General features: G+C 49.3%; 15 protein-coding genes. 7 read left to right on the forward strand and 8 right to left on the reverse strand.

Features of this window, described 5'->3' with window-relative positions; translation table 11 throughout:
• The first annotated feature begins 152 nt into the window (after nt 1–152).
• From SYNCC9605_RS08895 to SYNCC9605_RS08905, 4 genes are all read left to right on the forward strand, one after another.
• The gene (locus tag SYNCC9605_RS08895) at nt 153–716 is read left to right on the forward strand and encodes a glutathione S-transferase family protein (RefSeq protein ID WP_011364738.1); all 564 of its coding nucleotides are present in this window, start codon (nt 153–155) and stop codon (nt 714–716) included.
• A gap of 216 nt (nt 717–932) precedes the next feature.
• Nucleotides 933–2447 carry a hypothetical protein gene (locus SYNCC9605_RS08900; protein ID WP_011364739.1) on the forward strand — a complete coding sequence of 505 codons (1515 nt, stop codon included), beginning with the start codon at nt 933–935 and terminating at the stop codon, nt 2445–2447.
• Nucleotides 2448–2527: 80 nt separating this feature from the next.
• Nucleotides 2528–2686, forward strand: a complete 159-nt coding sequence (locus SYNCC9605_RS14835; protein WP_156783087.1) for a hypothetical protein — start codon at nt 2528–2530, stop codon at nt 2684–2686.
• Nucleotides 2686–4164 carry a tyrosine-type recombinase/integrase gene (locus SYNCC9605_RS08905; RefSeq protein WP_011364740.1) on the forward strand — a complete coding sequence of 493 codons (1479 nt, stop codon included), beginning with the start codon at nt 2686–2688 and terminating at the stop codon, nt 4162–4164. The genes SYNCC9605_RS14835 and SYNCC9605_RS08905 overlap by 1 nt, the downstream gene beginning before the upstream one ends.
• A gap of 1095 nt (nt 4165–5259) precedes the next feature.
• Here SYNCC9605_RS08905 and SYNCC9605_RS14840 read toward each other — a convergent pair.
• The 5 genes from SYNCC9605_RS14840 to SYNCC9605_RS08930 form a co-directional block, all read right to left on the reverse strand.
• Entirely contained in the window at nt 5260–5766 is a 507-nt protein-coding gene (locus tag SYNCC9605_RS14840; protein WP_011364742.1) for a hypothetical protein, read from the reverse strand.
• 296 nt (nt 5767–6062) lie between these two features.
• Nucleotides 6063–6272, reverse strand: a complete 210-nt coding sequence (locus SYNCC9605_RS08920) for a hypothetical protein (protein WP_257928959.1) — start codon at nt 6270–6272, stop codon at nt 6063–6065.
• Nucleotides 6273–6381: 109 nt separating this feature from the next.
• Nucleotides 6382–6810, reverse strand: a complete 429-nt coding sequence (locus SYNCC9605_RS08925; RefSeq protein ID WP_041435006.1) for a hypothetical protein — start codon at nt 6808–6810, stop codon at nt 6382–6384.
• 172 nt (nt 6811–6982) lie between these two features.
• On the reverse strand, nt 6983–7249 hold the full coding sequence (locus SYNCC9605_RS14845) for a hypothetical protein (protein WP_011364746.1): 267 nt from the start codon (nt 7247–7249) through the stop codon (nt 6983–6985).
• A gap of 68 nt (nt 7250–7317) precedes the next feature.
• On the reverse strand, nt 7318–8265 hold the full coding sequence (locus SYNCC9605_RS08930) for a hypothetical protein (RefSeq protein WP_011364747.1): 948 nt from the start codon (nt 8263–8265) through the stop codon (nt 7318–7320).
• A gap of 1795 nt (nt 8266–10060) precedes the next feature.
• Between SYNCC9605_RS08930 and SYNCC9605_RS08935 the strand changes: the two genes are divergently transcribed.
• Nucleotides 10061–10288, forward strand: a complete 228-nt coding sequence (locus SYNCC9605_RS08935; RefSeq protein ID WP_011364748.1) for a hypothetical protein — start codon at nt 10061–10063, stop codon at nt 10286–10288.
• Between the two features lie 596 nt (nt 10289–10884).
• Here SYNCC9605_RS08935 and SYNCC9605_RS15550 read toward each other — a convergent pair.
• From SYNCC9605_RS15550 to SYNCC9605_RS08955, 3 genes are all read right to left on the reverse strand, one after another.
• Nucleotides 10885–11076 (reverse strand): hypothetical protein, encoded by a 192-nt coding sequence (locus tag SYNCC9605_RS15550; protein WP_041435010.1) that lies wholly within the window; start codon nt 11074–11076, stop codon nt 10885–10887.
• Between the two features lie 683 nt (nt 11077–11759).
• The gene (locus SYNCC9605_RS14005) at nt 11760–11990 is read right to left on the reverse strand and encodes a DUF2973 domain-containing protein (protein ID WP_011364749.1); all 231 of its coding nucleotides are present in this window, start codon (nt 11988–11990) and stop codon (nt 11760–11762) included.
• A 28-nt stretch (nt 11991–12018) separates the two neighbouring features.
• On the reverse strand, nt 12019–12207 hold the full coding sequence (locus SYNCC9605_RS08955; protein ID WP_041435014.1) for a hypothetical protein: 189 nt from the start codon (nt 12205–12207) through the stop codon (nt 12019–12021).
• Between the two features lie 242 nt (nt 12208–12449).
• On the opposite strand from SYNCC9605_RS08955, the gene SYNCC9605_RS08960 reads away from it, so the two are divergent.
• Complete coding sequence (locus SYNCC9605_RS08960; protein ID WP_011364750.1) at nt 12450–13580, forward strand: phosphotransferase enzyme family protein; 1131 nt, start codon at nt 12450–12452, stop codon at nt 13578–13580.
• Between the two features lies 1 nt (nt 13581).
• Nucleotides 13582–14157, forward strand: a complete 576-nt coding sequence (locus tag SYNCC9605_RS08965) for a DOMON-like domain-containing protein (protein WP_011364751.1) — start codon at nt 13582–13584, stop codon at nt 14155–14157.
• Nucleotides 14158–14178 lie beyond the last annotated feature (21 nt).

A 14178-nucleotide genomic window follows, 5' to 3' on the forward strand; every position in this document is an offset into this window, starting at 1 on the left:
CTCCGACGCAAAAGATTGAAACGCCACATTTTCAACACAACTGGATCGCCAGCAAGTCATCCAACATTGAGATGAAGTCCAACCAGACCTTGCGCAACGCAACGACACCGGTTGATCCCAACAGATAGCATGGTGAAAGCGAGCAAAGAGTGATGACGCTTTATCTCTACGGCGGCCCCAAGACCCGTGTATCGATGCCGAAATGGTACTTGGCAGAAAAGGGAATTTCTTACAAATACGTCAACATTGATCTGGCATCTCGTCAAAATCTTGCAACCAGCTATCTGGAGGTGAATCCCTTCGGCAAATTGCCCGCCCTTAAGGACGACAGCAATGGTTTGGTGCTGTTTGAGTCGGGCGCCATTCTTCAGTATCTGTCCGAGAATTACGCCGAAGAGATCAATGACGCCGCAACCCGTGCCTCGATCAGTCAGTGGATTCTTTTTGCCAACTCCACACTAGCGATCGCGCTATTCGTTCCCTCCAATAAGGAGAGGGAGTTTCCAAGGCTGATGTCAACTCTGAATGACATCTACACCAAGAAACAGTTTTTGGCGGGGGATTGCTGGACCGCAGCAGACTGTGCAGTCAATGCATATCTTGGCTACCTCCCCATTTTCTATCCCAACGAAGATCTCTCGGCTTATCCAGAAATCCAAGCCCTCAACGAGCGAACAAGGTCCAACCCGAATTACAGAATGATCATGGGCATTTGAACCATTCAATAGCCACTAATTGCTGACTTCTTGATTGCTTAAATGGTTCACCATGCATTGCTTCGCAGGCCTCTAAAAGCACCTGCAGCAATGAGAAGCGATTGAGTTGGGTCTACTCAGAGGACTCCTCTCTGAGCGAAACTCCGCACTGTCCAAGCAAATGGCGTCTGTCTGCGGTGAGCAGCCCCCTCGAGAACCCTGCTTAATCTTGCCCGCATGCGCAATTCCTTTTTCGATCAGAGCCTCGACGCCGGCGCAATCCGCCGGCGCATTCAGGAGCTCTCGACCGGCAAGGTGGGTTTTTACAGCGTCGGGCTCTATCCCGCCTCGCTGGCCTACAACTGCGCCATGCAGAACGCCAAAGGGCGCCTGTTGCTGGCCCCTCGCCCTGGCCGGGACCTTCTGGGAGCGTTCCCCGAAGAAACGATTGCAACGATGGACGATGAGCACGTGGAGACCGTGCTCAACATGGGCGGCCACCTAAACGGCGACGAGCGGATCGCCAACACGCTGAGCGATCTGATCCAGCGCTGCGAACTTGTGGTGCTCAGCGCCAATAGCAATCACATCGAAGAAGACCTCCAGGAAGCCTGTCGCCTGCGCAAAGAGCTCCACCGGGAGCAGGTGGTGCTGGCCTGCCTGGCGGGTTCCTTCAGCCACGATCCAATCAGCAACAGCGCCTATGTGCTGTGCGAACAACAGCCTGAGCTTGCGTTCTTCTCCGGCTTCCATCGCCATGGGGCTCTGCGCAACCCCTTCGACAGCTTCACGGCCAACTTCTGCCATCCCAATGCCCTGACGGCCATGTTGGGAGCCCAACTGATGGATCAACTCTCCCCCAACATCCAGGTCTCCGCTGGTGTTCACAACGTGGAGGGGCAATTCATCAAGGCCGCCAAAAACATGGCCTCGGTGTTTGCCGGCTTCGGCTATGGCTTCCATCAGGACAACCCCGGCGTGTTGCCCACGCTGCTGACCCTGCTGCTGAACCAGTGCCTGGACCAGGCAGCCACCGTGTCGATGGCACGCCCCGACCGCCAACGGCTTTACCACCGTCAGCCCTTTCCCCTCACAGAGCTAGGCTACGCCGTCCCCAGGATTGAATCCACCCTGGTGCGCGATGGCGACTTCGAGCGGGTGCGGGACCACACCTTCAGCCAGCTCACGGCGATGGTGGCCGATGTGCGCGGCAGCATGATGCTGCAGGTTTCCGGCAGCCCCACCCGCAACTTCCAGGCCGGGCAAGTGATGGCCGAAGCGATGCGCGATCAAGGCCGCTGCCCCCATTCGATGGAGGAGTTGGAGCAGTGGTGTGAAGCCGCAGGCCTGCGTAAAGGCGGACTTGAAGGCCTCAAGTCGCTGCGGTATTGGCCTCAGATCGCCCGCAAGTACGCGATCCCGGCCAACGACGCCTCGATGGTGAATCTGCTCTACATGGCGATTTATGGGCGTGCTGGCGTGAAAGAGACGGCTTACCGGGTGATGACGGAAAGCCGGGAACTCTCCAGCTACTGCCAGGAATCCGTACGACCCAGCCACAGCCGTCGCTACGCCGAAGCGCTGCAGAATCTCGATGTTCCCAAAGCCCTCGAGCTGGTGGTGAACGCCGTAATTGCTGACAACGCCAATCAGGCCATGGGCAGAAAGATGGCTCTCGACGAGAACGGTGAGACCGGTACACCGGCCTACCTGGAACTCATGGATGTGATCGAGAGTCAACTAGACCAGTAGTGCTAACGGGTTTAAGTGTCTAAGTTGCTTTTAGTCTAACAGCAGGTCTAAGTTCAGGAGGCAGTTAAGCCTTGTGACAAATGAACCTGCTTGAAGCCTGTGATGAGCTGAAGGCAATTGTCCACACAGCTGCCATCTTGGTCAGCACTTATGAGGAGGACCCTGACAACTACTCAGCAATCAAGGAGCACCTAGAGGAGCTTGCTTCTGAGTTCAAGAGGATGGACGGAGAGGACTAATGCCAGCCAAAGCGCAGTCCAGAAAGGTTCTTGATGGCAGAGGAGAGGTCCTCAGCTACAAGAGGAAGCCTTCTCAGTTCTTCCTGAGGGTCTACAACTCAGAGAAGCAAGGGTATGACTCTCTCAAGATTGAGGGTGCTGAAGACATTGAGACAGCTTGTAGAGCTGCTCTGGATGTCTATCTGAACCTTCAGTCAAAGCCTAAAGAAAGGATTCTTCAGGTCACAGCACAGAGTGGTGTAGCAGAAAGAATCCACAAGCCAAGAGGCAGAAGCAAGAGAGTCAGGCTGGATGATGCTGTGAAGCTTTTCCTGGAAGAACAGGAGCAAAGGGTTGAAGCAGGAGAAATCAAGCCAGGCACACAGAACAACTTGAGGAAAACCCTTGACCTGCACTTCCTACCCTTCTGTGAGAAGGAAGGCTTGGTCTATACAAGGGACATCAAAGTTGGATGTCTAGATGGGTTCACCATTCATGTAGGTGGCTCCAAGAACAGTCTGAGAAGTCATCTGACCAACATCAAGACCTTCTTGAAGTCACTAGCCAGGAAGAAGCAGATAGACCCATATGAAGCAGCCTTGCTGTCTGACATCACACCCAAGGTCAAGATCAAGCAAGAGGATCTAAGTGCCAACCCACCATTCAGAGATGAGAAGGAGTGGATGACCTTTGTGAAGGAGGTCCATGCCTGGGTGAAGGAAGGAGAGCAGATGAACAACAACAGGATCCTCTACTCCAGGAGGAAGATGTGGTCTCTTCTGATGGTGTTGAAGCAGTCAGGTGGGAGACCAGATGAAATCCTGAATATGACCTGGAAGGACATTGAGACCCAAGATGTGGGAAGGATCAGTGAAAGCCAGAAACAACAGGACATTCAAGCTCTGAGAGAGCAAGGACTATCACCTGAGAACCTGCCTGATGATGTCCAAGGACAGCTTGGGAGAGTGCCTAGATATATCACACACCTAAGACTTCTACACACCAAGACAGGTGCACCTAGAGAGGTTACCTGCAACAGCGCTGAGGTGTTAGCAAGGTGGAGAAAGTTCCAAGAGGAAAGGGTTGCATATGTCAATAAGAAGCATCCTCAGTGGAATGTAGAACTAACACCAGACACCAAGGTCTTTGACAGTCCATATGGTGGTGAGTGGCAGCCGCAGCAATACAACAACTACACCCATCATTGGCTGGAGTTAATGAGAAGGTGCTCTGGAAAGCTCAAAGGTCCTTTGCTAAGTGAGAAGCCATACACGATCTATAGCCTCAGATCCACCAGAGCAATGGAGCTACTGCATCTTGGTGTAGATGTTGCAGTAGCAGCCAAGAGCCTTGGACACTCAGCTCAAATGATGCTGAGGGTATATGCACAGCTGCCTGTCAGAAGCCAAGCAATGAAGGCAGCCATAGCAGGGATTGAGTTTGGAAGGACAAAGGATGATGTCAGGACTGTAGAACTAGAAGAAGTCCAGCGAGAATGAACAGAACTATCTGTTGCGCCTGATGCTAAAAGCTCTCGCTCTTATTTTTCTTGCTATGTTTACGATCGAACAGACTTTGCTGCTCAGCGGCTGGCGTGGCAAGTGAACGCCGAATCAGTGACTTGTAGTCAGCCGTTGCTGCACCATCTTTGATTTTCAGTTGTGGCTTGTAGTAGTAATACATTTTTAATTAATTCAAATTGATAGTTGTATGGTTGATATAAAAAGGAAAAGCCGACAGATTCCTGAGAAAGGTGCGTGACATCCGCGTCTGCCTGGTCCGGCCACACCCCTGCTCCATCAGCAGCAGGTGAATGCGGTGTTAACCCTGCTCGACCCTGCAAGTGCGTCTAAATGCGCTATCAAGTCTTGTGTGGACTGGACAAACCCAGTCATAGCCTGCCTGTCAGTTAGACCAACAGTTGGACCAGCGGTCATTCTCAATAAGGAGGGTATGCAGCATGCGTAATTTCAGAGAATCGGAACCACCCATAGGGGTCAAATCACGTCCCTGCTCTAACGATAATAGGGTTCAGAGATTTCTGCCATTTTTTATGGGTATCCGCCATTACAAAAGCTGTGAGCATACATTTGAATGTCGCGTTTAACTCTCTCTTTGCGCGCGTTGTTGCCTTCATCACGACTGATTTTATTTCTTACACAAGTATTGAAAGATCTTGCTTCCAACATCCCAGGAACCTGAGTAAGCACTCCTAAGACAGCGATAACAGTCCACACCAGTTTGTAGCTCATAAACACGACAAAATACCTTTTGGGTAGATTGTATCCGAGACGCACTTGTCGTTCAATACAGAGCCTTACAGAGGCCTCTCATAGCTCTAAGAAATCACAAAGGTGACTGTAATCATCTAAGTAAGGGAAAAGACAAGTTCCCATCACGATTATTTTTAGTTGATTTCCAAATGATAGGAGGGTCATTTGCTGACGGCATTAATGAGTGTCTCTATATGGTTCAGAGGGATAGGCGCTTTACAGCTGTTCCACGTGTAGAGAGAAGAGCGTTCTATTCCTAGTTCTTGAGAAGCATTAGAGACAGAACCATATTTAGATTTAAGTTGATCAAACCAGTTAAGCCTAAGCTTCGACAACAGCACTTGCTTTTGCTTTAGTTGCTCTTGTTGATTTTGCTTCTTGGCTTGGTTTACAAGTTCGTTGAGTTGTTGATTGTTCATCAGTTGGATACCATTCGTCTAGCCAAAGGCTGAACACTTGTTCAAGTTCAGTCCTGGTGGTCAGATGGACACCAGTAATGCGGCAGAGCTTGAGGACGAGTCGTTCAGGAGTTCCATTACGACCAAACAAAGCAAATCTCAGGGACTCTTCAGACATACCCAGTTCATCTTCAGCTGGAGTTGTAGGAGGAGTTGTCCTTGTTTCTACGGAGAGTTGACCTACAGACCTAGGAGTGTCTATATAACCACGTTCACGACGTTGGTCAGCAACGATTGAACGAAATGCGTTGAGCATTTGTTTGGCTTGGTCGCTGGTAAGGCCCAGGTAGATAGGTGTAGAGATAGATAGACCGTTCTTTGTGACGGCTGTGGATGCTTTTTGGTTATATCTGTTTGTAATGAGGTTCATTAGTTCTGTGGTTTAGTAATCAATAATTTTGTTATTAGTAAGACCTCTTGATCTCCAGTCTTGCTGGGCGGCGTTCTGTAGTTCAGCCTGGCGCTTCTGATGGTCGTAAAGGGTTGTTTGTCGTCCAGCATTGCCTAGGCCTTGTGGCTTGATGCGAGCTTTCTGAGGCGCTTTGGAGGGTGTCTGGTGTCCGTCCTGAAGGTCGCACTGTGTGCGGTTGTGATAATCCCTAGCCGACCAGTTATTAGCATGGTCTACTTTCAGACCTCCATATACAAAGTCAGAGTTTCTAGGCATCACTTTTGACCATAGAGTTCAAGAAGTTCATCCATCTTGTTCTCAATTATCTGAAGACGATTTTCAAGAAGACAGAATCTTTGTTCATTAGGATCATTAGCCTTGCGTTCAGCTTCCATCATTTCGTCGAAGGCACGCTGCTTAGCACGAGCAATGTCTTCAGCTTGTTGAGAACCAACATCAGGTTTCCAGCTAACTGCTGTGACCATTCCTGAACCTGTGGAGGAGCTTTTTACTTCGTCTTGCTTAGTGATAGGGATGTGTAGTTTCTGGGTCATTAATTTTTTGTAGTTTGATTGTTTTGTTATCTACATGTATTTATTCAAAATGTTTTTTAAGGTTCCAGTAGGACTGCATAAGTGACTCGGGTGAGATACCGCTAGAGATTGCCTCTTCAAAGGCTTCGTCTCTGCTGATGTTTCCGAGGTAGTACTGGGTGACAAGATGCTGGACTGTAATATCAGCTGGTGTATTACCCAACTCAACAGCAGATACGGAAGCTGCCAGTGACTCATCAAACGACTGTTCTTCAGCAGTAAGAATGTCTTGCTGAGTATCTGCCATTCGGACCTTTTCGGATACATAGTCAGGGTGGTCTTCGTCTTCATTAATGGCTTCTTTCTCTAGTTCAGGGTCATATTCATTAGGTTCGTGATTCCAGTTGGCAAACCTGGTATCTACAACCTGTTCGCTTCCTTCAATAATCTCACCTGTTGCCTCATCACGGAGAGGAGGGTTTACGGTCATTCCGTGACGATGACCTTCAAAATGGATAGTCATTATGTTCTTTGATTAATATGTTTAGTGGTGGGACCTCGCGGAGTTGAACCACGACACTATGTAGAACTCGGTCCACCTATCCGGTTTACAAGTGGTTCCGACAATCCCATTAGTGGCAGGACAAAGCCTGCCTGATTAACTAAAAGTCTTGGGTAGGGTCAAACTGCTTAGGCTTACCATAAAGACGAGCATCAAACAGAGAGTTCAGACCTTGACTCATAGTCGAACATTTCTCAAGAACTGCCTTACGGACAAAAGCACTAATGCTTTCATAGCCATACATATTTACAAGACCCAGCATTGCTTCATAAGCACCGTCATCAATGCGTCCGGAGACGATGTAACCATTACAGTCAGATTTCTGATTAGAGACAATGCTCAGCTTTTTAGTAGGTGTAGCAGCCATAGTTGTTGGTGATAAAGAAAAGAAGAAAAAGAAGCAGTGGTCTTACCCGTTACTGGTGCCACTATTGTTCAGCGTCCGAGAAGCCTCATCGCCCTCAGACGTCTTCCCTCAAGAGACAACATCTCGTGAGGAATAGATAAGTCATCACCGTTATCAGACAGTCCTTTAACTTCTACAATCTGTTCTTTTACTTGCTTAGTATGACGAGCAAGCATTTCACGTATTCGTAGTTCGATTTGACTACCTGATTTAGATTGTTGACTTAGTTTTTTTTCAATCACATCTAGACAGCGGTTGATTTGGTCATTACTTCCGCCTGACCAAACTTGAGCTGTCTGAACATCATTGATGAAAGGCAAGCTTTCTCGTGAGACAACAGTCTCTAGATTCTGAAAGCTGCTTTCATCAAGTCCCATTCTCTTCATCTGTGCTTGACGCAGTCTCTGTTCCTCAGTCAGCTGAGGAGCGACATAAGGTTGTGCCTGCTGAGATGATGATTGTGAAGGGTGTTCTGATTCTGGTCTTACCGTATTTGTACGGTATTTTTGATTGAATTTATCGTCCGTATAGCCACCAAGGTGACCACGGAGTTGCTGTTGTGATGGTACTTTTCCATTCCGCTTCAACGCCATAGCAGCGTCATAAGCAAGAGTTGTACATTTACCACGACCAATCAACATAAGCTGAGTGGGTGTTGCTGTGTCTGCTAATGCTTGGAACTCAGGGTTTACATTCCCTTTTAGTTCCTTGTAAGTCTTATAGGCAGCAGAAACATTATCTACTACATCTTGTGTCCAAGTAGAAAGCATCTGCCTAATAGCTTTCTTGTCATCTGGGTTCACCGTGTTTGTACGGTGTTCTACCAACTGACCAATCACCATCATCCGGTGATGCTTCATCTGTTTATCAGCAGATACCATAGCATCAACATCAAGTTTGATGTCGGCTAGTTTCTGTGAAAACTCAGGACTAAAATTGTAGTTAGATTGTTCGTCGTAGATTTTTTGAATGGACATTTTGGTTTGAATAGAAGTTACCTACACCACTTTCTTCTTCTGGTAAAAGAAATAGGGTTTAGGCAACTTCAATAACACCCTCAGGTATTGCTCCTGAGTTCCAAATACGGAAGTCGACTTAACGGTGTTTGACTCAAAGCTATTACCAGTAGCTATAAGTCGTAGGTAACTTCTATTGATGGTCCAACAGCTGCGCATCCGTTGGGACCAATAGACCTAGCCGCATTGCAGCGACTAACTAGCAGGAGAACTAGTTAACTCATAGGTCAAAGCTTCTACAAAGAAATAGAAGCTGCAAATGTTAAGAGAAGTCTAGAAGGACTTAGTAGAAGAGGGAAAGAACAACAAAAAAGATAAGGACACATCAAATCTTAGTATTGATTACTTCAGTTTATAGTCATAAAGTAATAGGACTGTAGAATAAGAATTACAAGGATTATCAACCACGATGATAAATGTAGTAATAAAGATTCAGTTCAAGTAGAAGAAGATGAGGGATGTTGTCTTGGGAGTTATATGGATTATCCGTTCGCTACGCTCACCAGGATAATAGTAATCTTGTTGTCTAAGAAAGCTCCCGCTCTTGAGACTCGACATTACTAAGCAGCAGTCTTGCTGTAGATGTTTTGTCTTTACTAAAACCACACCGCTCTTTTGTGGTCTTAGGAATGGTTGCTAACTCCATTCGTCGGTCAGTTGTCTCGTGGCTCGTGAACCTCGCCTGCTGCGTTTATGTGGACCAGCTTGTCCATCCCTGTATACATCCCGGACCAATCCTCCTGTATTAATCCGACACCGGTCCTCCTGTATGGGTCCCTTACCGCTCCTCCTGTATACGTCCCGCATTGGTCTTCCTGTATTAATCCCTTACCGGTCCTCCTGTATTAGTCCCGCACCACAGGCTTCTCAGACAACACCCTTCCCAGAAGGAACAAGGACCTCAAGGATTGCGGCGTCTTTGTCCTGTGGCAAACCTTGCGATCGATTGGTGTCACTAGCAAATCCAGCGGCATCGAGCCACTTGGTCGTTCTTCATCTCATGAAGGAACCACTGGTAACCAATGAGCGGAGAGATCAAGTGTGCCTCTTTGGTGCCGTTACTGGACATCACGTGTGCCTTCACAAAAGCTGCGCTGTCTTTGTCCTGTGGAAAACCTTAAGATCCATTGGTATCACTGGCAAAAGCTGCGCTGTCAAGCCATTTATTCAAAGGCTTGGTGCTCTTGTCATTCCGTGTCTCCAGGCAGAGCTGGCCCTTGCTGACATACGCATGACCGCTTCTCCTATATAGATCCCGCACCGCTCTGTGCGCTCCTGTAGCAGGCTTTAACTACATCAATAGGGTCAGACTATTAACACTTACTAACGCTTGAATGAGAGCCTTGCAGCTACCTTACACAAGACACAGGATATATCATTAATAAAAAGAACCAGGTTTGTATAGAAGAAAGTCCAACTCTCTCTTCAACTTTGCTGCCTTTTCGGTCAATCTTTTTGCTTTTTCCGCATCTCCTTTATCCGCGTAGTAAGCGGCTCGAATGTTTTCCCATTTCACAGCAAAGTCTCGTCGGTCTATCTCAGACCATCCTCTTATCGCTCGCATCCTACCAAACGTGATATCGCCTAGAAGCTAAGAAGCAGCTCATCGCATTTGTAGATACTGTAGCTGTGGTCCTTTAGTGATAACCGAACAGTATTTATTACTAGTTTCAGCAGAAGTAAAAGTGTGGAATCGCTGACGATGTAGTTCAATATAGTGTAATACTTCCAAGATAATTGGATTTGATTTGCGTCGATGTCCGTCTCAACTCGTCTGATCAACAAACTCGATAAAGCCTTGTCCGTCTACGACAGCTTTGGAGATGATCCAATTGCATTGGTAGATGAAGTCTTGGGTAAAATCGAGAAGCCATTGAATAAACTTCGCTCAAAGTCAAAACCTGATCTGATGGCGGAGATCTATGTGGAACGAGATCGCGCGATTATCAAGCAAGAAATCCTGAACCGAGTAATGGCAGGTTGATTGGAACAACGTCGATGAACGGCTGTCAATCAGAGTGATTTGATGGTTTGTCTTAACACCAACTACATTCAACAACTATAAGAACCTAGTAATGGCAGTGCATCTAGCCATATGCTTAGACCCAATACTGAACAAGGGTTAGACAGGTTGTAGTTAGATTGAATATCTAGCACACATCACATCAGCAGACACACCAGTCACAGCCTAGGTTTCTCAATAGCACTAGCAGTTGAGAACAATGATGATGATGTTGTCACCATGAGTGCTTGCTCTAGGACAGCAGGAAAATAAATTCACAGAATCCCAAATACCAATAATTATGTTTCTGGGTAGGCATCATCTATACCAGGAAAAGGGAGGGGGTATTGGGGTCTTTTGCGTCCAGGTAACTACAATATATGACCTCACAAAAATTATGCCAAAAATTTTAGGTCACTTCTTCTTCCTATCAAAGAGTAGCCAAAGAACAACACTAGAAACAATTAGAAAAATGATGTTTCTATAGCTTAGAAATTGAGGTGCATAAATCCTGAAAGCACCAATGATAAGGAAGTCTGCAAACAAATACCAACCCAAGCGATCAAGCCAGTCCATGGCTAGCAGCAAGCATCTTCATAGTCGTCAAACTCTTGAACAAGAGATTCAGCATCGATTGGCTGTATCTGGCCGAGCAGAAGCTCCGTCCTTTGCTTCAACCATCTCGACACCTGAATCTGCTGTGCGGGTGGCAGCTCATCCACGGTGATCAGCTTGAGATTCCTCCTCCAGTTCTGCTCCCAGTAGGACATGACATACCATAGAGAGGGTACAGAAACTTAACGGCTCCCACTCAAAGAGGTCTGTGACCTAGATAACCATTGCCAAAGGGTTATGGATGCCACTTATCTCCAATAGCCACTTAGTCAACTTATTTGTATGACTCTTCCTCAAGGATCTTTTGTAGAGCCAATAGCTTGTCTTCTTCATCCTGACCCATGACTGCATAGACCATGGTTCCATCCTGTTGTGAATAGTCTGTAGTGATAACTGAACCAGGATGAACTCCTAGATCAATCTTCTGACCTTCCAATAACATGTAGCAGTAGGAAGGCATTGCTGAATAGCAAGAGGGTCACATCATTGGTTAGGCATAAGCCAGAGGCATCTAAAGGAAAACTTTCTTCATAGGATCTAGTTCAGTCTGAACCTTTTTAATCAGACTGTGGCTTTAGCTTTCAAAACAGCTTTCTCTTGTTCCACCTCTTGTATATTCTGAACGAGGGTTGAATTAGTATATATTAAAATCTAGCCAGGTATCCATTAAGCATGGTGCAGTATGTGACCCTCAGAACAGCCTGTAATTAGCCTTAGGCAGGCAGTAGACATAAGGATACCAAATTGGGAAATGATGACCTCATAGAGCCTGTTTCAGATTCACATGAGACTGGCCTGAGATCTCCGGGCCTTACTGGTTCAATCCAAAATTTGATGCTCAAGCTTCAGGGAGAACCACGCCTTCGTCCGAAAAGCGAACGGCCCAAAGTTCTTCGCTGGTCACTTCACCGTTCTCATCCAGTAGTTCTGGATGTGTGGTTTTGAGACCTGTTCGGTCGTTAGATGCGCTGGCTTGCGTAGCAGGCGAAGTGCGCATCATCCGAAACGCTTGCAGCAGCAAGCATGTCAAAACTGCTGCGTAGGCGAGTGGGAAAAGACCTGTAATCACTGCTTCCTAAGCGCTATGTGAAGAAACCTTAACTGCTCTCGCTTTCATCTGAGGTCACCAATCGCTGCGAGTGGTCCTGCTTCACTTCGTCGGCGTATTTCTTCTCGAGATAGGACAGGCGTGCCAGTCCTTGGTTCTGGAGCTGTTCAGCAGGGTTGGTTTGGAGCTTGGCTGCACCTCCTGAGATGACCAGCTTGTGGGGGTTGAGGCAGTTCATGTGAGAGCTATGAGAATGAGGTTTGAGGGTTTGGTTCTGGTGGTGCCTAGGTGAGACAGGGTTGAGACCACTTGAGCCGTGTCTAAGTTTTGGTCTAAGTGGTGTAAAAGGCTCAGACCTATTGCAGCAGCTATAAGTGGTAATTATGATCGAGAGTCAGCTCAAGGCCTGAGTCGGCTGTGGTTCTGCACACCTGAATGGGGCAGAGCACCGGAAGAACGGCAAGGTGCCGTGTGAGACCCATGCGACCGTTCATGACCGTGGCCCTGGAAGCCATCGCCGATCGCTTCCATCCTCGCGAGGGGATCAAAGCCATCCGCTCCCTTGGCTCGGGCAACGTCAACGAAACCTTCCTTGTGACCCACGAGGGACCGGGCGGCGCCTTCGTCATGCAACGCCTGAACACAAACGTGTTCGATCGGCCTGACCTGGTGATGCAGAACCTGCAGGCCCTGGGCGACCATATGGAACGCCGTCTCGCCTCTCCACCCCCACAACTGAAGGGGCGGCGCTGGGAAGTGCCCAGGGTGGTTCCCTGCCGGCGAGAGGCCTCCCCCTGGATCGAACAGAACGGAGAGTTCTGGCGCTCAATCACCTACATCGGTGCGGCGACCACGAGCGACGTCATCCAGGACAGTGCCCACGCCCAGGAAGTGGGATACGGGGTGGGAATGTTCCACCACTTGATCAGCGATCTGCCCACCGATCAACTGGCGGAAACCCTCGAGAATTTCCATGTCACGCCGGCCTACCTCCAACGCTTCGATGGGATCGACCCGGCCCCAGACCGCCTGGGGCCGGCCGAGCGTGACGCCTGCGCATTCATCGAGGCACGTCGCCAAGGCATCGATGTGCTGGAAGCAGCACTCACCCGCGGTGAACTCCATCACCGCCCCATCCACGGGGACCCGAAGATCAACAACGTGATGATCGATGAGGCCAGCGGCCAGGCGATCGGTCTGATCGATCTGGACACGGTCAAACCGGGGCTCATTCATTACGACATCGGTGACTGTGTGCGCTCCTGCTGCAATCCAGCCGGTGAAGAAACCCTCTGCCTCGACGACGTGAGCTTCGACATGGAGCTCTGTGAGGCAATCCTCACGGGCTACCTCTCCGTTGCGGGTGGGTTCCTGAGTGACTGGGACCTGCACTATCTGCCCCACTGCATCCGCCTGATCCCCCTGGAGCTTGGCCTGCGCTTTCTCACGGATCACTTGGAGGGCGATGTGTATTTCCGCTGCGATCGACCTGGGCACAACCTGCAACGGGCCCTGGTGCAGTTCCGACTCACCGAAGCGGTGGAGCAGCAGTTCAACGCCCTGGAGCAATTGGTTGCGCGGCTAAAGCAGCAGCCAAATCCAAACCTCTGAGATGGCGCGTTCTGCCGTGATGCTGCGTCAGGGCTGCCGCCTGATCCCCTTTGAACGGTCCATTCCAGCGGGGGTCCAGATCAGCGCTGAACTAGTGTGGATGCGCGAGGGTTGGCTGGAACTCAGCTATGGGGTTCTGGCCCGCGCGGCCAAGGGCATCGGCGTTCTGAAGCTGCCGGTGGGGCTTAAGGATGGGCCCCAACAGGGGCAGCGCAAAGATGAGCTCTGGACCACCACCTGCTTCGAGGCCTTCATCGCTGCCCCCGGAGCCCAGCGTTATTGGGAAGTGAATCTGGCGGCCAATGGCGATTGGGCGCTCTATCGCTTCGATGGCTACCGCAGTGGACAAACCCAACAGGAGCTGAGCACACCCCCAACGGTGCGGCTGCAACGCGGATTGCACCAACTGCGGCTCGACGCCCGGATTGCCTTGGAGCCCTGGTGGACACCAGATGTCAGCCCAGACCTGGCACTGACGGCCGTGATTGACCGTGCACAGGAGGGGCTGAGCCATTGGGCGCTCAGCCATGGCCCCAAGGCGGACTTTCACGACCGCAGCAACTTTCTTGCCGCCTGAACCGCACCGGTAGGGTCTGCA

Source organism: Synechococcus sp. CC9605 (assembly GCF_000012625.1).
GTDB lineage: Bacteria > Cyanobacteriota > Cyanobacteriia > PCC-6307 > Cyanobiaceae > Parasynechococcus.

What these genes read in the sequence shown, in the direction of transcription:
- SYNCC9605_RS08965 (WP_011364751.1), top strand. Translation starts at nt 13,582, where the DNA reads ATGGCGCGTTCTGCCGTGATGCTGCGTCAGGGCTGCCGCCTGATCCCC.
- SYNCC9605_RS08920 (WP_257928959.1), bottom strand. Translation starts at nt 6,272, where the DNA reads ATGGTCACAGCAGTTAGCTGGAAACCTGATGTTGGTTCTCAACAAGCT.
- SYNCC9605_RS14835 (WP_156783087.1), top strand. Translation starts at nt 2,528, where the DNA reads ATGAACCTGCTTGAAGCCTGTGATGAGCTGAAGGCAATTGTCCACACA.
- SYNCC9605_RS08935 (WP_011364748.1), top strand. Translation starts at nt 10,061, where the DNA reads ATGTCCGTCTCAACTCGTCTGATCAACAAACTCGATAAAGCCTTGTCC.
- SYNCC9605_RS08905 (WP_011364740.1), top strand. Translation starts at nt 2,686, where the DNA reads ATGCCAGCCAAAGCGCAGTCCAGAAAGGTTCTTGATGGCAGAGGAGAG.
- SYNCC9605_RS15550 (WP_041435010.1), bottom strand. Translation starts at nt 11,076, where the DNA reads ATGTCCTACTGGGAGCAGAACTGGAGGAGGAATCTCAAGCTGATCACC.
- SYNCC9605_RS08900 (WP_011364739.1), top strand. Translation starts at nt 933, where the DNA reads ATGCGCAATTCCTTTTTCGATCAGAGCCTCGACGCCGGCGCAATCCGC.
- SYNCC9605_RS08930 (WP_011364747.1), bottom strand. Translation starts at nt 8,265, where the DNA reads ATGTCCATTCAAAAAATCTACGACGAACAATCTAACTACAATTTTAGT.
- SYNCC9605_RS08925 (WP_041435006.1), bottom strand. Translation starts at nt 6,810, where the DNA reads ATGACCGTAAACCCTCCTCTCCGTGATGAGGCAACAGGTGAGATTATT.
- SYNCC9605_RS08955 (WP_041435014.1), bottom strand. Translation starts at nt 12,207, where the DNA reads ATGAACTGCCTCAACCCCCACAAGCTGGTCATCTCAGGAGGTGCAGCC.
- SYNCC9605_RS08895 (WP_011364738.1), top strand. Translation starts at nt 153, where the DNA reads ATGACGCTTTATCTCTACGGCGGCCCCAAGACCCGTGTATCGATGCCG.
- SYNCC9605_RS14845 (WP_011364746.1), bottom strand. Translation starts at nt 7,249, where the DNA reads ATGGCTGCTACACCTACTAAAAAGCTGAGCATTGTCTCTAATCAGAAA.
- SYNCC9605_RS14840 (WP_011364742.1), bottom strand. Translation starts at nt 5,766, where the DNA reads ATGAACCTCATTACAAACAGATATAACCAAAAAGCATCCACAGCCGTC.
- SYNCC9605_RS08960 (WP_011364750.1), top strand. Translation starts at nt 12,450, where the DNA reads ATGCGACCGTTCATGACCGTGGCCCTGGAAGCCATCGCCGATCGCTTC.